The 18086-nt window shown below is 72.3% G+C and carries 16 protein-coding genes and 3 pseudogenes; 7 read left to right on the top strand and 12 right to left on the bottom strand.

Going from position 1 to position 18086, the window contains the following annotated elements; genetic code table 11:
• Nucleotides 1-404, bottom strand: a pseudogene (locus AB7J25_RS25190) (NAD-dependent formate dehydrogenase); the annotation flags it as partial.
• A gap of 114 nt (nt 405-518) precedes the next feature.
• Between AB7J25_RS25190 and AB7J25_RS25185 the strand changes: the two are divergent.
• A pseudogene (locus AB7J25_RS25185) lies at nt 519-659 on the top strand (LysR family transcriptional regulator); the annotation flags it as partial.
• 468 nt (nt 660-1127) lie between these two features.
• On the top strand, nt 1128-1337 hold the full coding sequence (locus AB7J25_RS25180; RefSeq protein WP_428512827.1) for a hypothetical protein: 210 nt from the start codon (nt 1128-1130) through the stop codon (nt 1335-1337).
• 46 nt (nt 1338-1383) lie between these two features.
• Here AB7J25_RS25180 and AB7J25_RS25175 read toward each other — a convergent pair whose 3' ends face one another.
• The 8 genes and pseudogenes from AB7J25_RS25175 to AB7J25_RS25140 form a co-directional block, all read right to left on the bottom strand.
• Nucleotides 1384-1965 carry a dihydrofolate reductase family protein gene (locus tag AB7J25_RS25175; protein ID WP_428512823.1) on the bottom strand — a complete coding sequence of 194 codons (582 nt, stop codon included), beginning with the start codon at nt 1963-1965 and terminating at the stop codon, nt 1384-1386.
• Between the two features lie 68 nt (nt 1966-2033).
• Nucleotides 2034-2855, bottom strand: coding sequence for a helix-turn-helix domain-containing protein (locus AB7J25_RS25170; RefSeq protein WP_428512825.1), 822 nt, complete (start codon nt 2853-2855; stop codon nt 2034-2036).
• Nucleotides 2856-2968: 113 nt separating this feature from the next.
• Nucleotides 2969-4045 carry a sulfate/molybdate ABC transporter ATP-binding protein gene (locus AB7J25_RS25165; protein ID WP_428512821.1) on the bottom strand — a complete coding sequence of 359 codons (1077 nt, stop codon included), beginning with the start codon at nt 4043-4045 and terminating at the stop codon, nt 2969-2971.
• Nucleotides 4046-4160: 115 nt separating this feature from the next.
• Nucleotides 4161-4904: pseudogene (locus AB7J25_RS25160) on the bottom strand (ABC transporter permease); the annotation flags it as partial.
• A gap of 136 nt (nt 4905-5040) precedes the next feature.
• Nucleotides 5041-5826: a molybdate ABC transporter substrate-binding protein gene (gene modA, locus AB7J25_RS25155; protein ID WP_428512819.1), complete on the bottom strand. Its 786-nt coding sequence runs from the start codon at nt 5824-5826 to the stop codon at nt 5041-5043.
• Between the two features lie 305 nt (nt 5827-6131).
• Entirely contained in the window at nt 6132-6728 is a 597-nt protein-coding gene (locus AB7J25_RS25150) for a cysteine hydrolase family protein (protein WP_428512817.1), read from the bottom strand.
• A 10-nt stretch (nt 6729-6738) separates the two neighbouring features.
• The gene (locus AB7J25_RS25145) at nt 6739-7365 is read right to left on the bottom strand and encodes a DsbA family oxidoreductase (RefSeq protein WP_428512815.1); all 627 of its coding nucleotides are present in this window, start codon (nt 7363-7365) and stop codon (nt 6739-6741) included.
• A gap of 58 nt (nt 7366-7423) precedes the next feature.
• Complete coding sequence (locus AB7J25_RS25140; RefSeq protein ID WP_428512813.1) at nt 7424-8914, bottom strand: aldehyde dehydrogenase family protein; 1491 nt, start codon at nt 8912-8914, stop codon at nt 7424-7426.
• Between the two features lie 211 nt (nt 8915-9125).
• Here AB7J25_RS25140 and AB7J25_RS25135 point away from each other — a divergent pair, with 211 nt between their 5' ends.
• Complete coding sequence (locus AB7J25_RS25135; protein WP_428512811.1) at nt 9126-10577, top strand: GAF domain-containing protein; 1452 nt, start codon at nt 9126-9128, stop codon at nt 10575-10577.
• A 219-nt stretch (nt 10578-10796) separates the two neighbouring features.
• On the opposite strand, the gene AB7J25_RS25130 is transcribed toward AB7J25_RS25135, so the two are convergent.
• Both AB7J25_RS25130 and AB7J25_RS25125 read right to left on the bottom strand, forming a co-directional pair.
• Nucleotides 10797-11555 carry a molybdenum storage protein subunit alpha gene (locus AB7J25_RS25130; protein ID WP_428512809.1) on the bottom strand — a complete coding sequence of 253 codons (759 nt, stop codon included), beginning with the start codon at nt 11553-11555 and terminating at the stop codon, nt 10797-10799.
• Entirely contained in the window at nt 11552-12361 is an 810-nt protein-coding gene (locus AB7J25_RS25125) for a uridine kinase (RefSeq protein ID WP_428512807.1), read from the bottom strand. The genes AB7J25_RS25130 and AB7J25_RS25125 overlap by 4 nt, the downstream gene beginning before the upstream one ends.
• Before the next feature lie 261 nt (nt 12362-12622).
• On the opposite strand from AB7J25_RS25125, the gene AB7J25_RS25120 reads away from it, so the two are divergent.
• Nucleotides 12623-13207, top strand: a complete 585-nt coding sequence (locus tag AB7J25_RS25120) for a sigma-70 family RNA polymerase sigma factor (protein WP_428512805.1) — start codon at nt 12623-12625, stop codon at nt 13205-13207.
• Between the two features lie 21 nt (nt 13208-13228).
• Here the strand turns inward: AB7J25_RS25120 and serS are convergent, their stop codons facing one another.
• Nucleotides 13229-14512 carry a serine--tRNA ligase gene (serS, locus tag AB7J25_RS25115; RefSeq protein WP_428512803.1) on the bottom strand — a complete coding sequence of 428 codons (1284 nt, stop codon included), beginning with the start codon at nt 14510-14512 and terminating at the stop codon, nt 13229-13231.
• 159 nt (nt 14513-14671) lie between these two features.
• On the opposite strand from serS, the gene AB7J25_RS25110 reads away from it, so the two are divergent.
• From AB7J25_RS25110 to AB7J25_RS25100, 3 genes are all read left to right on the top strand, one after another.
• Nucleotides 14672-15928, top strand: coding sequence for a hypothetical protein (locus AB7J25_RS25110; RefSeq protein ID WP_428512801.1), 1257 nt, complete (start codon nt 14672-14674; stop codon nt 15926-15928).
• A gap of 196 nt (nt 15929-16124) precedes the next feature.
• Entirely contained in the window at nt 16125-17390 is a 1266-nt protein-coding gene (locus AB7J25_RS25105) for a glycosyltransferase (RefSeq protein WP_428512799.1), read from the top strand.
• 20 nt (nt 17391-17410) lie between these two features.
• On the top strand, nt 17411-18086 hold a 676-nt coding region (locus AB7J25_RS25100), incomplete at its 3' end, for a glycosyltransferase family 39 protein (protein WP_428512797.1).

Here is an 18086-nt window from a genome sequence, read left to right as displayed (position 1 = left end):
TCGATGGCGGCGTCGAGGTCGACGTGGTCGGAGCCGATGCCGGCGGTGAGCGCGAGCTTCAGGTTGGGGGCCTTCGCGATGCGTTCGGCGGTGAGGTAGGCGGGCCAGAAGGGTTGCGAGATGACGACCTCGGCGTCGGGCAGGTGGCGGTCGAACTCCGAACCCGGCCCCTCCTTGTCCGACGTCACGATCAGCTCGTGACCCAGCTTCTCGAGGTACGGCCGCAGTCCGAGCTCGCCGGACACGCTCCCGAGGAGGTGTCCCGGCGTGAAGTCGATCGATGACGGGGTCGGCAGCGTCTGGCCGTCCGGATAGTGCGACAGCTGGGGCAGCCCGTCGCGGGCGTACTCCTTCGGATACCCGTCGACCGGGTCGTCGTAGAGGACGCAGAGCACCTTTGCCATTGTCTGACTCCCTTCGAGAATAACCGACGACCCGACCCTCGTCCCGTCGACCGGGCTCGACAAGGCTCTGGTGATTGCATTCTCGACAGACGTCATAGACAGCACCTATCGAGGATGGAGTACATGCGCGAGGTGTTGATCCGCCAGCTGGAATACCTGCTGGCGCTGAGCCGGGAAAGGCATTTCGGGCGCGCCGCAGCGGCGTGTCACATCAGTCAGCCTGCGCTCTCCGCCGCGATCCGCAAGCTGGAGCGGGAGCTGGACGTCGAGATCGTGCAACGGGGGCGCCGGTTCGAGGGCTTCACGGACGAGGGCATCCGGGTCGTCGGCTGGGCGCACCGCATCCTCGCCGAGCGCGACGCGCTCCTCTCCGATCTCGACCGGCTCCGCGGCGGCCTGACCACGACGGCCCGGATCGGCGCCATCCCGACGGCGATACCGGCGACACCCCTGCTGACGCGCCAGCTCCAGGTCCGCCATCCCGCCGCCCGAATCCGGATCGAGGGCCCTGTCCTCGCGCGACATCAGCCGCCGGCTCGCCGAGTTCGACCTCGATGCCGGTGTCACGTACCTCGACGAGGAGACCCCACCGGGCATGCGCCGGATCGAGCTCTACCGGGAGCGCTACCTCCTGCTGGTCGACGCCGGGAATCCCGTCGTCGCGGACCGGGTCGTGCGCTGGGAGGACGCGGCGGCGCGCACACCTGGCTGTACGCCTTCGGCGTGCCGCCGGGGATGTGCGTACGGCGGCTCGCCGACGTCCGGCCGCGGCCGGCGGTCGGGCTCATCGTGCCTGATCGCGAGCCGCGCTCCCTCGTCGCCGACGCGCTGGTCGAGTCGGTGCGCGCGGTGGACCTGGCCGCAGCGCTCAGCGAGCAGTTGCCCGCCGGGGCGAACGACGAAACCGGCAGGGCACCGTCGCGACAACGATAGGAATTCGATTCTCCGGTGTCGTGGAATTACGACCCGCTCGGATCGGTCAACGGCGCACCCGATAGCGCAGGTGAAGCACCCGGTTGCCCTGAATCACCACGTCAGGATCCTCCAACAGGTGCTGCGCGTGGACCGACCCGAAGTAGCGCTTGCCGGACCCGAGCACGACGGGTACGACGTCCATGCGCACCTCGTCGATCATGCCCGCGGCGAGCACCTGGCCACCGACGTCGCCAGCGGCGACCTCGACCAAGCGCTCACCCGCAAGCTCCTGCGCCTTGGCCACGGCTGCTTCGACGCCGTCGACGAAGTGGAACGGCGCCTCGGGATCCCAGCCCTCGGGCCTACCCCGATGGGTCACGACGACCACGTGGTCGACCCCAGACGGAGGTGTCCCGTCCCAGCCGTCCGTCATGTCGAAGACGTGGCGGCCGGCGATTGTCACCCCGATCTGGTCCCAGTACGGCCGGACGTAGTCGTAGGACGTCTGCGACACCTTCAAGACGCCGCTCTCGTCCAACGGCACGTCACCGCTGACCAACCAGTCGAACAGCGGTCCGGGCTGGTCGTTCTCGTCCGCGATGAAACCGTCGACCGACACCGAGGCATACACGACTACTTTGCCCACGGGGCGCTCCTCTGCTCTCGGATTGCCCCCAATACTGGCGTGACCTGGGCTGTCGGTCTTGTAAGGAATCAATCGGCCGGCAGCGGCCAGCCGTCCAGCGTGTGACCGGGGTGCTCGCGCAGGAACCGCCGCCGGACTTCGACGTACTGAGTGGGCGTGAGCCCGGTGAACTCGCGGAACTCGTGGCCGAAGTGCGCCTGGTCGAAGTAGCCTGCGCCACCGGCGACGTCGCCCCAGTCGATCGGTTCGGCCGGGTTGATCGCGAACACGGTGGCGGTGAAGCGGTGGGCGCGGGCCAGCCGCTTCGGCGTGACGCCGATGAGCTCCTTGAACCGCTGTGCCAGATGAGTGCTGCTGACACCGGCTGCCACGCTCAGGTCGCCGATCGCCACCGCCCCGCTGGTCGCCGCGATGACGCTGCTCGTATGGCGGACCAGCCCCAGGCCGGAGGTCTCGCACAGCCGTCGCATCAGCTCATCCTCGAGCAGCGTCAGCATCTCGTGCGGTCCGTCCGCCGTGGCCAGCCGGTCTCGCAGCTCAGCAACGGCGGGCCGGCCCCACACCTGCTCCACCGTCACCGGCCGGTCACACAGCTCGGCCGCGGACATCGGCAGGAACGGTGCCAGCCCCCACGGCTTTGCGTGCACGCCGACGGACCGGGTCCGGAGTGGGTAGCCGAACTCCCACGCCCGGGTGGGCGTGGTGACCACGCAGCCGTCGGCGTACTCCGCCGTCTCGATGTCGGTGCCGGCGCGGATGAGGAACGGCGCCCCGAGGTTGACGATGAGCAACGCCGCCGGCGCCGGCGGCAGCGTCAGCCGGGCGTACGGCGACGCACCCTCCAGGTAATAGAGGTCGTCGATCAGCCCGTCCAGCGGCGGTCGCGGCACTCTGGACACGTACTCCACGCCCACAGCATCGCCGATGCCCCGCCGGCGTCGCGCGCCGTGAAGGTCCAGCCGCGCTGCCGCCGGCATCGGGCCGGCGGGTGGCCGGAACGGGCTCATCCGGTTGCGGCGTAGATCGCGACCTCCGCGGGGTTGACGTGGAACCAGAGATCGACGCCGGGTTCGGCGCCGAGTTCGACGACCGTCGCCGGTGTGACGTCGGCGGAGAGACCGTCGATCCACGGCTCGCCGCCGTCGGGCGCGGAGGCCAGGAGCCGCATGGTGTTGCCGTGCGGTTCGATGGCGGCCAGGCGCACCGCGACGACGTTGGTGGTCTCGGTGGGCGGGGGCTGGGGTGACACGGCGACCGCCGAGGGCGGGAACACCGCGACGGCGTGATCGTCACCGTCCGTCGTCGGGTTGGGTTCACCCAGGAGCAGCCGGCCTCCGTAGGTCCGCAGCGTGTCCTCATGGCGGGTGCCCGGGACGAGGTTGAGGCCGGCGATCCGCGCGGTGAACGGGCTGCGGGGGCGACCGAGGACGACGTTGGTAGGGCCCTGCTCGACGACCTTCCCGTCGGTGAGCACGACGACACGGTCCGCGAGCATCAGCGCGTCGAGGGCGGAGTGGGTGACGAGGACGGCGGTCTGGTTCATGTCGCGGATCATGCGGCGCAGCAGCGATCGCATGGCGGGAGTGGTGTCGACGTCGAGCGCGGCGAGGGGTTCGTCGAGCAGCAGCAACTCGGGGCTGGGTGCGAGCGCGCGGGCGAGCGCGACGCGCTGCTGCTGCCCGCCGGACATCTGGGCCGGTCGGCGGTCGGCCTGAGGGGCGACGCCGACCTCGCCGAGCAGCTCACGGGCCCGTGCCTTGGCCTCCTTGCGGGGGGTGCCGTTCATCCGCGGTCCGAAGGCGACGTTCTCCACCGCGGTGAGATGCGGGAACAGCATGGCTCGCTGCGCAAGGAGCCCGATGCCGCGCCGGTGCACAGGCACCCGTACACCGGTGGCGACGTCGGCGATCACGGCCTCTCCGAGGCGGATGTGGCCGGAGTCGGGGAGCAGCAGCCCGGCCAGCACGCCGAGCACGGTCGACTTGCCCGAGCCGTTAGGCCCCAGCAACGCGATCACCTCGCCGTGTTCGACGCGCAACGTCACGTCGAGGGTGAACCCGCCGGGACGGCGCAGGACCATGCTCGTGTCCAGAGCTGCGCCGTCCTCCCGACGGTCGTCCGTCGGTGGGGTCCCGGTGGCGGAGGTTCTCGTCGGGTCGGTGTCGGTCATTGCAGCCCCGCGACGTTGCGTGGCCTGCCAGGACGATGACGATGATCGCCACCACGACCAACAGCAGCGAGATGGCGACCGCGCCGTCGGTGTCGGTCTGCGACTGGAGGTAGACCAGGAGCGGCAGCGTCCTGGTCGTGCCCTCGAGGCTGCCCGCGAACGTGATGGTGGCGCCGAACTCGCCGAGGCAGCGCGCGAACGACAGGACCGCACCGGAGGCGAGGCCCGGCAGGACGAGCGGGACCGTGATGCGGAGGAACGCCTGCGAGGGTGGTGCGCCGAGGGTGTTGGCGACCTGCTCGAACCGCTCGCCCGCCGTACGCAGGGCCCCTTCCAGGCTGACGACCAGGAACGGCATCGCGACGAACGTCTGGGCGATGACCACCGCCGCGGTGCTGAACGGGATCGTGATGCCGAACGCCACGTTGAGGGGTTGTCCGATGAGCCCGTTGCGTCCCAGCAGGAACAGCAGCGCGAGCCCGCCCACGACCGGCGGCAGCACCAGCGGCAGCAGGACCATCGAGCGCAGGTACTTCAGCCCGCGAAACCGGGCCCGGGCCAGCACGACGGCAAGGGGGCCACCCAGAACCACGCACAGCGTGGTGGAGATCGAGGCGGTGACCAGCGACAACCGCAGCGCACTGAGCGCCGCCGTGCTGGTCAGCAGCTCCAGCATGCGTCCCCAGGGTGCCTCCAGCAGCAACCCGACGACGGGCAGCGCGATCAGTGCGAAGGCGAGCGTCGCCGGGATCCACAGCAGCCACGGGATCCCCACCCCGGCGTCGTGGACCTTGTCGGGCTGCGGCACTGCCGGCTGCGGGTCGCCGCCATCCGGTTCCGCGACCTCACCGATCTCCTGGGTGCGTGCGGTCATGACCCGCCCCTCCGCGACCCGCGCATGCCGGTCACGGCGAGCCGAACCCGGCGGTCTGCAGGATCTGCTGGCCGTCCGGCCCGATCACCATGTCCACGAACTGCTGGGCCAGCTCGGGCTGGGGTGCCTTGCTCAGAGCGGCAATCGGGTAGTCCGTGGGGGCGGCGTCGGCCTCCGGGAACGGCACGCCGGTCACCCGGTCTCCCGCCGACTTGACGTCGGTGACGTAGACCAGCCCGGCGTCCGCGTTGCCGGTCGTGACCTTGGTCAGCACCGCGGTCACGCTCTGCTCCTCGCTGACCGGGCTGAGCTGGATCCCGGTGTTCTGCTCGACCTGCTGGGTGACCGCCCCGCACGGCACGGCCGGAGCGCACACCACGACCTTGAGGCCGGGATCGGCGAGACTCGCGAAGCCGGTGATCTGCTTCGGGTTCCCGGGCTGGGTGGCGATCTCCAGGATGTTGGTCGCGAAGATGGCCGGCTCGCCCTCGGTGCCGCCCGCGTCCGTCACCGTCTTCATCGTCTCGGTGTTGGCCGCGGCGAACACGTCGGCGGGTGCCCCCTGGACGATCTGCTGAGCGAGCGTCGACGAGCCGGCGTAGTTGAACCGCACCGACACATCGAGATGCGACTCCTCGAACTTCTTCCCGAGTGCGGTGAACGTGTCCGTCAACGATGCAGCGGCGAACACGGTGAGTGTTCGTGACCCGGATGCGGCCGTGCCGCCGGCGCCACCTCCGGGGGAGGACGACCCGCTGCCGCACGCCGCCAGCACCAGACACAGCCCGATCGCACAGACCAGCGCGCGTGCCCTCATCCCGTCCTCCCGCCGCGTTGACGTCCCACGGTCGCGACGTCCGGGAAGGGCCGTGCCCGTGTGGGACGTGAGGAGGTCGAAACCCCTCTCCGCCACCCTTAGGCCGATTGGCACAATGATCCGCAGATTCGCAACTGATCGGAGAGTATCCCCGCACATGCGGTTTCAGCGATGATCGTTTCTACTTTGAGCAGGTCGGCACAGGCGACGCGACGCGGACCGCCGCCGGCCGTCGTCCGATTGAGGTAGCGGCCCGGCCGGGCAGGGCGGTCCGGCCGGTGGCGTACGGGTCGGTCAGGACACTCCTAGTCCGGGACGGCCTTCACGTCCGGGACCACGATCGCGAACAGGTCTCCGACCGCCGCGAGGCTCGCCGCCTGCAGCGCCGCGGCGTCCACAGGCCCGTCCGGGCCGGGCAGCGAGCGCGTGGCCGTCGCCGCGGCGACGACCGTGGGCGCGTAGCCGAGGTTGAACGCGCTGCGCGCGGTGGAGTTGACGCACATGTGCGTCATGAACCCGGCCAGCACCAGGTTCGACGCCCCGGACGCCTTCAGCCGCTCGTCGAGGTCGGTGCCGACGAAGGAGCTCGGATAGTTCTTGACGATCACCGGCTCGCCCTCGCGCGGCGCCACCCGGTCCACGATGGCGCCGATCTCGGCGCGCACGTCGTAGGGGGAGCCCTCGCCGGCGTCGTGCTGGATGTGGATGACGGGGACGCCGGCGGCGCGGGCGCGGTCCAGCAGCTCCGCGGCCTGGTCCAGCGCGGCCTCGACGCCGTCGAGGGCCATGACGCCGCGCGTGTAGGTGTTCTGGCAGTCGATCATGACGAGCGTCGAGTCGGCGAGCCGTGGGGCGTCGGAGGGCAGGCCGGACAGCGAACGCAGTGTCGGCAGGTCGGACATCGGTTTCCCTTCAGGAGAGGTTGCGACGCACGGCGCGGGCCAGCTCGTCGACGCTAGCCGCGTCGGCCAGGCGGTCGGTACCGCCGAACACGAAGAACGGGACGCTCTGCAGGCGGTGGCGGCGGCCGTCGGCCTCGTCACGCTCGACGTCGGCGAGGAAGGCGTCGGAGGCCAGGGTCTTGCGGGTGTCGTCGGGGTCGAGGCCCGCCTCGGCGGCGAGCCGGACGAGGGTGTCGTGGTCGGAGATCACCGCTCCCTCCCCGAGCACGCCGGCCATGAACCGCTGCTTCACCGCCACCTGGACGCCGCGGGAGCGGGCGAGCTGCAGCACGCGGTGCCCGTCGAGCGTGTCGACCGGGCGCATGAGGTCCATCCGGTAGTGGAGGCCCTCCCGGGCGGCGAGCGCCTCCAGGCGCCGGTGGCCGAGCTCGGCGCGCTCGCGGGTCAGGTGGTAGCGCCTCGTCATGTAGTCGGCCATGTCGAGCTCCGGCTCCCGCGACAGCGACGGGTTGAGCCGGTAGCTGCGGTAGACGACGTCGAAGTCCGCGTCGGGGAACTGCTGGAGGGCCCGGTGCAGGCGGGTGGAGCCCAGGTAGCACCACGGGCAGATCAGGTCCGACCACATCTCGACACGCACGCCGACCTCCTCGACGGCGTGCGGGGGCGGGCACGCGGCCCGCCCCCGCACGACGGGCTCAGCTCAGGTCGGTGATGACGGTCTTGGTCTCGGTGTAGTTGTGGAAGACGTCCTCGCCCATCTCCCGGCCCCAGCCGGACTCCTTGTAGCCGCCGAAGGGCAGCGTGGCGTCGAAGACGTTCCAGGTGTTCACCCAGACGGTGCCGGCGCGCAGGCGCTTGGCGGTGCGGTACGCCTTGCCCACGTCCTTGGTGAAGACGCCGGCGCCGAGGCCGTAGTTGGTGTTGTTCGCCACCGGGATGATCTCGTCCTCGGAGCGGAACGGCATCGCGGCGACGACCGGGCCGAAGATCTCCTCCTGCACGGCCTTCATGTCCTCGCGGGCGCCGGCGAGGACGGTCGGGGCCACGAAGTAGCCCTTGTCGCCGACGCGGGTGCCGCCGTGGATGCCGGCGCCGTCGGAGCGGCCGGAGTCGATGTAGCCGGTCACGCGGTCGAACTGCTCCTGGCTGACCAGCGGGCCCATCTCGGTCGTCGCGTCGAGGCCGTTGCCGACCTTGATCTCGGCGGCGCGGGCGGCCACGCCCTCGACGACCTGGTCGTAGACCGACTCCTCGACGTAGAGGCGCGATCCGGCGACGCAGCACTCGCCCTGGTTGAAGAAGATCGCGTGCGCGGAGCCCGCGATGGCCTTCTCGATGTCGGCGTCGGCGTAGACGACGTTGGGCGACTTGCCGCCGAGCTCCAGCGTCACCTTCTTGAGGTTGCCCGCGGCCGCCTTGACGATCTCCTTGCCGACCTCGGTCGAGCCGGTGAACGCCACCTTGTCGACGTCGGGGTGCGAGGCGAGGGCCGCGCCGGCGTCACCGAAGCCGGTGACGATGTTCAGCACGCCCGGCGGCAGCCCCGCCTGCAGGGCGAGCTCGCCCAGCAGCAGCGCCGAGAGCGGCGTCTGCTCGGCGGGCTTGAGCACGACGGTGCATCCGGCTGCGAGCGCCGGTGCGACCTTCCACGCCGCCATGAGCAGCGGGAAGTTCCACGGGATGATCTGCGCGGCGACGCCCGTCGGCTCCTTCAGCGAGAAGGTGAGGTAGGCGTTCGGGTCCCACGCGGACACCGGCATCGTCCGGCCGGTGATCTTGGTGGCCCAGCCGGACATGTAGTGGAACATGTCGGCCGTCAGCGGCACGTCGGCGGCCTTGGCCACGGCGTAGGGCTTCCCGTTGTCGAGCGACTCGAGCAGCGCGAACTCCTCGAGGTTCTCGAGGACCAGGTCACCCAGCTTGTGGATGATCTTGCCGCGCTGGCCGTGCGGCATCGTGCGCCATGCCGAGCCGTCCTCGAACGCGGTACGAGCCGCGCGCACGGCGCGGTCCGCGTCCTCGGCGCCGCCCTTCGCGACGGAGGCGAGCACCTCCTCGGTGGCGGGGTTCACCGTCTCGAACGTCTCGCCGGACGCGGAGTCCACCCACTCGCCGTTGATCAGCATCTTGCGGCTCAGCGAGCCCACCACGCGCTCGATGTGCGGCGCGTCGAAAGCCAGTGTCATCGTCGACCTCCTCGTCGCGGGCGCCCCGGAAGTGGGCGCCATCACGTGCGGAGCGACGCTAGGAGGGCGGGGGTTGCAACGACGTTGCACGCATCTGCGGTGCCGGACACCTCACCTTTTCGCTGGTACGAATCTGGTGAAGGCTTGTCTTGCCAAACTGCCGAGGGCAGGGTGGAGTGGTCCTCCGGAGTCCACGAGTCGATGGAGACCCATGCCCGCAGCGGACCACCGCAGCACGGCGCGCCGGCTCGCCGCCCTTCGGGAGGCGGCCCTCGCCGGCCACGCGGGGGAGCGGCCACGCCCGCTCGTGTCGGAGTCCTGGAAGCGCTCGCTCGCCGCCCGGGTCGATCCCGAGCACGGCGAGGCGCCACTCGTCCTCGACCGGTCCGACGTCCACCGCATCCGCGAGAGCCACCCACTCGCCGCGGTGCTGCCGCTGCTGCGCGACACGCTCGTCTCGATCGCGGACGAGGCGATGCACATGATGATCGTGACCGATGCCGAGGGGCACATCCTGTGGCGCGAGGGCCGCGCCGACGTCATGCGCCGCGGCGAGCGCTTCGGCCTCGTGGAGGGTGCGGGCTGGAGCGAGACGGCCGCCGGTACGAACGCCATGGGCACTGCGCTCGCCGCGGACCGTCCCGTGCGCATCCACTCCGCCGAGCACCTCGTCCGGACCTACCACGAGTGGACGTGCGCCGCAGCGCCGATCCACGACCCGGACAGCGGCGAGATGATCGGCGTCGTCGACGTCACGGGGCCGATGCGGACCTTCCACCCGACGACGCTCGCCCTCGTCGTCGCCGCAGCGCGGCTCGCGGAGGGCCATCTCGCCGCCCACCAGGCCCAGCGCGACGAGCGCCTGCTGCGTCGCAACCTCCCCCACCTGCTCGCCATGCGCGGCGAGCCCGGTGCGCTGCTCACCGCGAGCGGCCGCGTGCTCGCCGCGCAGCCCGAGGGCTGGCTGCCGGAGCGGGTGGAGCTGCCCGCCGGTGGCGACCGGGTCCTCCTCGGGCGGCACGAGGGGCACCTGGAGCCGCTCGCGGACGGCTGGCTGCTGCGCACCCGTCCGGACCCGGCGAGCAGGCCGATGCCGGCACCGGTGCTGGAGCTCGCCTTCCTCGGTGGCGGACGGCCGTCGGCCCGGCTGGACAGCCGCCCCGTGCGGCTCACCCACCGCCACGCCGAGCTGGTGACGCTGCTCGCCCTGCGTCCGGACGGCCGCACCGGGGACGAGCTGGCCACCGACCTGTACGGAGAGGACGCCAAGCTCGTCACCGCCCGGGCGGAGATGCACCGGCTGCGCGTGTCGCTGGGGGTGCGGGTGGTGCGTGCCCAGCCCTACCGGCTGCAGGCCCGCATCGAGGCGGACTTCCTCGGCGTGCGCGCGGCGCTCGCCGAGGGCAGGGTGCGCGACGCCGCCCGCGCCTACCGCGGGCAGCTGCTGCCCCGCTCGGACGCGCCCGCGATCCGTGAGGAGCGCGAGCAGCTGCACCTGTCGCTGCGCCGGGCCGTCCTGGACTGCCGCGACGTCGAGGCGGCGTGGCTCCTGCACCGCGTCGACGGGGACGACCTGGAGCTCGCCGAGCAGCTGCTCGGGTTGCTCGGCCGGGCCGATCCGCGGCGCCCGGAGGTGGCGGCGCGGGTGGCGCGCAGCCACTGACCCGCGAGTTGCGCATCCCGTGGCCGCGAGTTGCGCCTCTGATGCCGGCGAGTTGCGGTTCTCATGCCGGCGAGTTGCGGATTTGCTCAGGCCGAACGGGCGTCCGGCCTGGTGAATCGCGCAACTCGCGGCGGTGAGATGCGCAACTCGCGCTGGTGAGAACCGCAACTCGCGGCGGTGAGATGCGCAACTCGCGGTGGTGGGATGCGGAACTCGCGGTCAGGCGGTGATCACCGTACCGACCTGCTCGCCGCCGAGCGCCTTCGTCAGGTTCCCGACGACGAGGCCGTTCACCACCTGGATCTCACGGACGTGCTTGGCGTGCGCCATCAGGGAGAGCACGAGCGGGTCGACGGGCGGGTCCGCGAGCGCGGTCGCCGCGACGCGGCCGCCGGGCCCGTCGGTGTCGGTGACGTAGATCGTGCGCTGCGCACCGTAGGCGTCGGCCAGCAGCAACGTGCCCGCGTCGCCCCGGTGCTGCGGGATCTTCCCGGTCGCGGCGGGGAACTCGTGCACGCCGTAGGGCGGCCAGCTGTTGGCCACCACCGCCGGGCTGGCCGCGAGGTGGCCCGCGAGCTGGTGGGCCACCGTGCCGTGCGGCAGGTAGGACACCCCGTCCGCGGCGAGCAGCGCCGCGAGCAGGTGGGCGTTCTGCTCCGCCTCGGTGGCCGCGAGCCCGGCCACCACCCCGGCGGGCAGGCCGAGGTCCAGGCCCACCCCGAGGACGTGGCGCGCGCGGATCCCGCCACCGGTGAGGATCAGCATCCGATGGGTGGCGAGCGCGGTGCGCAGCTCGTCCGCCAGCGGCAGGACCGCGTCCGGGCCGCGGTCCATGATCGCGGTGCCGCTCAGCTTCACGACCGTGAGCCAGGGCAGGATGCGCCGTACGGGCTGGTCGTCGTCGACCGGGGCCACCAGCTCGCGGTCCAGCAGGGTCTGCCGCATGAGCGGCGAGCGGACGTCCTTCGCGGTGGTCATGCCGCCTCACCTCCCGTGATGATCGTGCCGATGTGCTCGCCGTCCAGCGCCCGGCGGATGTTGCCGGGCACGAGCCCGTTGATCACCTGGATCTCGCGGACGTGCCGCGCGTTGCGGACGAGCTGCAGCAGCGGTCGCTCGACGATGAGGTCGGTGAGGTCCATCTCGAGCAGCTCGTCCACGGTGGCACGCGGGATGAGCGTGGCGGAAGGGTCGGTCTTGGGGTTGGCCGTGTACAGGCCGTCCTCGTCCTTGACGAAGATCATTCGGGCGCAGCCGTAGGTCTCCGCGACCAGCCAGCACCCGGCGTCGGTGCGGTAGGGCGGGATGGTGCCGCGCTCGGGCACCTGGTGCCACAGGTCGTAGGGCGGCATGCCGGGGAAGATCGCCGCGCCCGCTTCGCGAAGGTGCATCGCGAGCACGGCGAACGCCGACGGCCCGACGGTGGGCACGCCGTGGCGGGCCATGAGGTAGCCGAGCATCGTCGCGTTCTGACCTGCGACGGCCGAGCCGACCTCCGAGAGGATCCCGGTGGGCATGCCGAGCGACGCGGCGAGCGAGTAGACGTGCCGGGCGCGGGTGCCGCCGCCCGTGCCGATGAGCAGCTTGTGGGTGCGTTTGGCCTCGACCAGCTCCTCGACGACGGGGTACACCGCAGCGCGGCCCCGATCGATCAGGCTCTGTCCGCCGATCTTCAGAACGCTGACGTCGGGGAGGATCCGGTGGTCGGGGAGGGCGTCGGTGGCCTCGGCGAGGACGGGGTCGTGCAGCGGCCGGCTTTCGATCAGCGCGGCGAGTTCGGTCATTGTGGGTCTCCGGGTCGGGGGAGGGGCGGGCGCGAGGCTATCCGCGCTGCGTCGGGCCAGGTGAGCCACGTGGCCCGCCGTATCCAGGGCGTCGCCGCACGTGCGGCGGTCGCCGCCCGGAGAGCACGGCCGTGCGCCGCCGATCGGGCGATTGTGACGCCGGTCTCATTTCTCCCGGCTCGTGCACGAAACGCCCACCCCGCTCCGTCCGAGTAGGGGGAAGCACGGCCCGCGGGACGTCGGGGAGGCGGGGCGCGAGCGATGGACAGGCGACCGGGGGAGCCCGAGCTGCGGCAGTGGGCCGCGGCCGCGGTCGACGGCGACCCGGTGGCGGTGCGTGCCCTCGTGCGCGCACTCCAGGACCTGATCAGCGCCTACTGCCGCGGCAGGTTGCACCAGCTCGGCCACGGGGTGGCCGACGACGTCGTGCAGGAGACGTGCATCGCCGTCCTGCGCCGCCTCGCCCATCTCGTCGAGACCGGGCAGCCGATGCTGCCGTACGTGTTCCGGGTCGCTCAGAACAAGGTCGCCGACGCGTTCCGGGACGCCGTGAAGCGCAGCCACCAGCAGCTGGACGACACCGTCACCCAGCTGCGCGACATCGCCCCCGGTCCCGAGGACGCCGCCCTGCGCGGCGACCTCGCCCGTGAGCTGGCCCGGGCGCTGGCCGTGCTGGGCGAGCGCGAGCAGGAGGTCGTCGGGCTGCGGGTGCTCGGCGGGCTTCCCGCGGCGGACGTGGCCCGCATCCTCGGCATGACGGAGGGCAACGTGCGCGTCACCCAGCACCGGGCGCTCGCGAAGCTGCGGACCGAGCTCGCGCCGGTGCAGGGCCCGGCCACGGCGTGACACCGGTGCGAGCCGCCCGCGTCAGCGGGACGGCGTGAGGACGTCGAAGCCGGTGTAGGGGACGAGCGCCTCAGGGATCCGCACCGAGCCGTCCGCCTGCTGGCCCTGCTCCAGGACCGCCACCAGCGTGCGCCCGACCGGAAGGCCGGAGCTGTTCAGCGTGGCGGCGAAGCCCCGCGTGCCGTCCTTCGCCCTCGTGCGGATGCCGGCGCGGCGCGCCTGGAACGTGCCGAAGTCCGACGCCGACGCGATCTCCCGGTACTTCTGCTGCCCGGGCAGCCACACCTCGATGTCGAACGTGAGCTCCGCCGAGAACCCGGTGTCGCCCGCCGCCAGCTTGACGACCCGGTAGGCCAGGCCGAGGCCCTGCAGGACGGCCTCGGCGTGGCCCAGCAGCACGTCCAGCTCGGCGCGCGACGTCGCGGCGTCCACGATCCGCACCAGCTCGACCTTCGAGAACTCGTGCACGCGGATCATGCCGCGGGTGTCGCGGCCGTACGACCCGGCCTCCGAGCGGAAGCACGGCGTGTGCGCGGTGTAGGCCAGCGGGAGCTCCTCCAGCGCCAGCGTCTCGCGGGCGTGCAGGTTCGTGAGCGGCACCTCGGCCGTCGGGATGAGGAAGAGCTCCCGGTCCGCTGAATCGGTCTTGGACCCGGTCTTGAACAGATCCGCCTCGAACTTCGGCAGCTGCCCGGTGCCCGTCATCGTCTCCCGGTTCACGAGCGTGGGCACCGAGAACTCGGTGTAGCCGTTCGCCGCGGCGAGGTCGAGGAAGTAGCGGGCGAGCGCCCGCTCCAGCTGGGCGCCCCGGCCCTTGAGCACGACGAACCGCGGGCCCGCGAGCTTCGTGGCCCGCGGCAGGTCCAGGATCCCCAGCTTCTCGCCGAGATCGACGTGGTCCAGCGGGGCGAAGTCGAACGCGGGCCGCTCGCCCCAGCTGTGGACCACCTCGGCGTCCTCGTCGCTGTCGCCGTCCGGCGACTCGTCCGACGGCAGGTTCGGGATGCCCAGCAGCAGGTCGGTGAGCTCGGCGTCGGCGTCGCGCTGCTCGGCCTCGGCCTGCGCGACCACGGCCTTCAGCTCGCGCGCGCGCTCCACCAGCGCAGGCCGATCCTGGGCCGACGCCCCCTTCACCGCCGCCGCGACCCGCTTGGACTCCGCGCGCGCCTCGTCGCCGCGGTGGATGGCGCCGTTGCGGGCGGACAGCAGCTTCTCCAGCGCGGCCACGTCCAGGGCGTAGCCGCGCCGCGCGAGCTTGCGGACGGCGTCGGTGGCGGGATCGAGCAGGACGCGGGGGTCGTGCATCCTCCGAGCGTAGCGAGGCCCGTCACGCCGATTACCGGTGAGTGTGCACTCCTGCAGCTCGCTGCCGGACTCAGCGCACGCTCGGCGTGGCCACCCGGTCCCGCGCCGAGGTCGCCGTCCCGGTGAGCCATGATGGTCGCGATCCCGAAAGAGGCGGCCGTGACCCACCCGACCCGAGCCCCGTCGGTGGGCAGGCGCCTGATCCTCGGGGCGTTGCCGGCCGCCGCGGTGCTCGCTGCCTGCGGCGACGTGGGCGGCGAGATCGTCGTCGACCTCGAATGGCCGATCGCGCAGCTGCCGCGCGCCGCGATCGGGTTCACGGCCACCACGTTCGCGGACGTGCCCGGACCGGTCGTCGGGAACCCGCGCGACCTCGCCGCCCTGGGTGCCCTCGGCGCGGGCGCCGTCCGGATCCACCTCGCGCCCCGCGACGGCGCGGTCGTCTCGGGGGCCCGTGGCGGCGACCGGTCGATCCCCGCGGAGCGTTGGCTCCGCGCGTACGGGGAGCTGGGGCTGCGGCCCACCGTCGTCGTCGACCTGGACCGGGACGCCGCCCTCGCGGTGCTCGACGCGGTGCGCCCGTACGGCGTGCGCCGGTTCGTCCTCGGCAACGAGATGGACGCCCACTCCCGCGCCGATGTCGGGGACGCCGGGTACGTCCGCCGGTTCCGCGAGATCGCCGCCGCGATGCGCCGGGTCGATCCGCACCTGGAGATCGGCGGGCCGGCCACGGCGCACTACGAGGGCCTCAACGACCCGCTGCTGCGCGGGCTGCTCGACGCGCCCCCCGCGCAGCGGGTGTCGTTCGTCGACTTCCACGCCTACGGCGCCGGCGAGGGCGAGACGGCCACCCCGGAGAGCGCGCTGCGCTACGGCCCCTGGCTCGACGCGCTGCGCGAACGCGTCGCGGACCCGTCGGTCGGGCTGCAGGTGGGCGAGTTCAACCTCAACTGGGCGGACGAGCCGCAGAACAACACCCAGGCGCAGACGGTGTGGGTCGCGACGGCGCTCGCGACGATCCTGTCGCGGGGCGCCGTCGCGTTCCAGTACGGCGACCGCTCGGCCGCGATGGGCCTGACCTCGGACGGCGTGCCGATGCCGAGCTACTGGGGCATCGCGATGCTCACCGGGGCCGGGCTGTTCCGCGGGATCGGCACGCGGATGGTCGCGGTGCACAACCCGGACCCGGACGTGGCGGCGTTCGCCTCCGCCGCCGACCCGGCCGTCGTGCTCGCCCACCCGGGCGGGCGGGAACGGGCCGTGCGGGTGCGCCTGCGCGGGTACGGCGGCGGCTCCGCGCACGTCTGGCGCAGCACCGCGGGCCGCCCGGAGCTGATCGTCGTGCGGCCCGTGACGGACCAGCTGGAGCTCACCCTGCCGCCTGTGTCCGTCACCACGGTCGTCCTCGATCCCTGAGCCGACCCGTCCTCAAAGTGGGGGAGGCGCGAAGCGTGCATCGAGGCGATGCGGCACGCCGACCGGATCCGTGAGGCTCTAGCTGCCCGTTGCCGGAGCGATCCGGCTGCCGGGCCGCAGGGTCGCGGCCGCGGGGATCCCCGCACCGGTGGCCGCTGCCGCACGGGCCGTCCGTCGTCGGCCCTGGGGGAAACCGTTGCTCTCGGCACTCGTCGTTGCCGTCTCGCTGATCCTGTTCGCGTTCTCCAGCGTGACCCTGTGGTGGATGCTCCACGCCTGGCGGACCCCGGAGACGCTCGCGGCCACCCGCTTCCGGGCCGCGGAGGACGAGCCGGGCCTGCGGTTCTCGCTGCTCGTGCCCGCGCGGCACGAGGAGCTGGTGCTGGGCCACACGGTCCGTGCGCTCGTGCGCTCGCGCCACCCCGACTTCGAGGTGATCGTGATCGTCGGCCACGACGACCCGGGCACGGCCGAGGTCGCCGAGGCCCTCGCGCGCGAGTTCCCGGGGCAGGTCCAGGTCGTCGTCGACCACCACCTGAGCAAGAACAAGCCGCGCGCGCTGAACTCGGCACTGCCCGCGTGCCGGGGGGACGTCGTCGGGGTGTTCGACGCCGAGGACGTCGTGCACCCGGACCTGCTGCGCCACGTCGACCACACGTTCCGGCACGCGCACGCCGACGTCGTCCAGGGCGGGGTGCAGCTGGTCAACTTCCAGTCGAGCTGGTACAGCCTGCGCAACTGCCTCGAGTACTACTTCTGGTTCCGCAGCAGGCTGCACCTGCAGGCCGCCAAGGGCTTCATCCCCCTCGGCGGGAACACCGTGTTCGTGCGGGCGGACCTGCTGCGCGAGGCGGGCGGCTGGGACCCCGACTGCCTCGCCGAGGACTGCGACCTCGGGGTGCGGCTGTCCAGCGCAGGCGCGCGCGTCGTCGTCTCCTACGACCCGGTGCTCGTCACCCGCGAGGAGACGCCGGACTCGTTGCAGGGACTCATGCGCCAGCGCACCCGCTGGAACCAGGGCTTCATCCAGGTCTTCCGCAAGGGCGACTGGCGCCGCCTCGACGGCGTCCGGCCGCGGATGCTCGCCCGCTACACCCTCGCCACCCCGTTCCTGCAGGCGTTCACCGGCCTCACCATCCCGGTCGGCATCCTCATCGGGCTCACCACCAAGGTCCCGATCCTCGTTGCCCTGCTGTCGTTCCTGCCGCTGCTGCCGACGCTCGCGGTGCTCGCCTTCGAGGTGGTGGGCCTGCACGACTTCGGCCGGCAGTACCGCTTCCCCGTGCGCCCCGTGCACTACGCGAAGCTCGTCGTCGGAGCGCCCGCCTACCAGGTCGTCCTCGCCTACGCGGCGCTGCGCGCCGTCTGGCGCGAGTCGCGCGGCCGCGCCGACTGGGAGCTCACCTCCCACGTCGGCGCCCACCTGCCCGCCCCCCGGTCCGCGCCCGCCGCCGGTAGCTGAGCCCGAACCCGGAGACGTCCATGTCGCTCACCCTGTCCGGACCTCCCGTACGGACCGCCGCTCCCGCCCCGCCCTTCCCCGCCACGCCACCGTCCGGGCGGCGCCGCCCTTCGCTCGACACCTGGATCCGGATCGGCCTCGTCGTCGCGGCGGTGACGGTGCAGGCGGTCAACATCGCCGGGTTCCCCGCCCTCGGCGACGACGAGGGCACCTACCTCGCCCAGGCCTGGGCCGTGCAGGAGGGCCTCGGCCTCGCGCACTACACCTACTGGTACGACCACCCGCCGGTCGGCTGGCTGCAGCTCGCGGCGCTGTCCTGGATCCCCGCCCTGCTGCTGCCCGAGCACCTCGCCGTCGGCAACGGGCGCGTGGTGATGCTGGTCTTCACGGCCGTCTCCGTGGCGCTGCTCTACACGCTGGCCCGCAGGCTCACGCTGCCGCGCTGGGCCGCCGCGCTCGCCGGGCTGCTGTTCACCCTCTCCCCGCTGGCCGTCACGCTGCAGCGCCAGATCTACCTCGACAACATCGCCGTCAGCTGGATGCTCGCGGCGATGGTGCTGGCGGTATCGCCGCGCCGCTACCTGTGGCACCACGCCGCCGCCGGGTTCTGCGCCGCGGTCGCGGTGCTCAGCAAGGAGACGATGCTCATCGCCCTGCCGGCGCTGCTGGTGCTGCTGTGGCAGGGCACGCACCCGG

It is taken from the genome of Pseudonocardia sp., assembly GCF_050246655.1.
GTDB lineage: Bacteria > Actinomycetota > Actinomycetes > Mycobacteriales > Pseudonocardiaceae > Pseudonocardia.
Note: the sequence above shows the minus strand (reverse complement) of the source record. Positions and strands in the feature narration are given on the sequence as shown.

Bases quoted from the DNA above. Each gene is read 5' to 3' on its own strand.
- AB7J25_RS25120 (WP_428512805.1), top strand. From the start codon at position 12,623: ATGGACAGGCGACCGGGGGAGCCCGAGCTGCGGCAGTGGGCCGCGGCC.
- AB7J25_RS25140 (WP_428512813.1), bottom strand. From the start codon at position 8,914: ATGACACTGGCTTTCGACGCGCCGCACATCGAGCGCGTGGTGGGCTCG.
- serS (WP_428512803.1), bottom strand. From the start codon at position 14,512: ATGCACGACCCCCGCGTCCTGCTCGATCCCGCCACCGACGCCGTCCGC.
- AB7J25_RS25135 (WP_428512811.1), top strand. From the start codon at position 9,126: ATGCCCGCAGCGGACCACCGCAGCACGGCGCGCCGGCTCGCCGCCCTT.
- AB7J25_RS25130 (WP_428512809.1), bottom strand. From the start codon at position 11,555: ATGACCACCGCGAAGGACGTCCGCTCGCCGCTCATGCGGCAGACCCTG.
- modA (WP_428512819.1), bottom strand. From the start codon at position 5,826: ATGAGGGCACGCGCGCTGGTCTGTGCGATCGGGCTGTGTCTGGTGCTG.
- AB7J25_RS25165 (WP_428512821.1), bottom strand. From the start codon at position 4,045: ATGGTCCTGCGCCGTCCCGGCGGGTTCACCCTCGACGTGACGTTGCGC.
- AB7J25_RS25150 (WP_428512817.1), bottom strand. From the start codon at position 6,728: ATGTCCGACCTGCCGACACTGCGTTCGCTGTCCGGCCTGCCCTCCGAC.
- AB7J25_RS25125 (WP_428512807.1), bottom strand. From the start codon at position 12,361: ATGACCGAACTCGCCGCGCTGATCGAAAGCCGGCCGCTGCACGACCCC.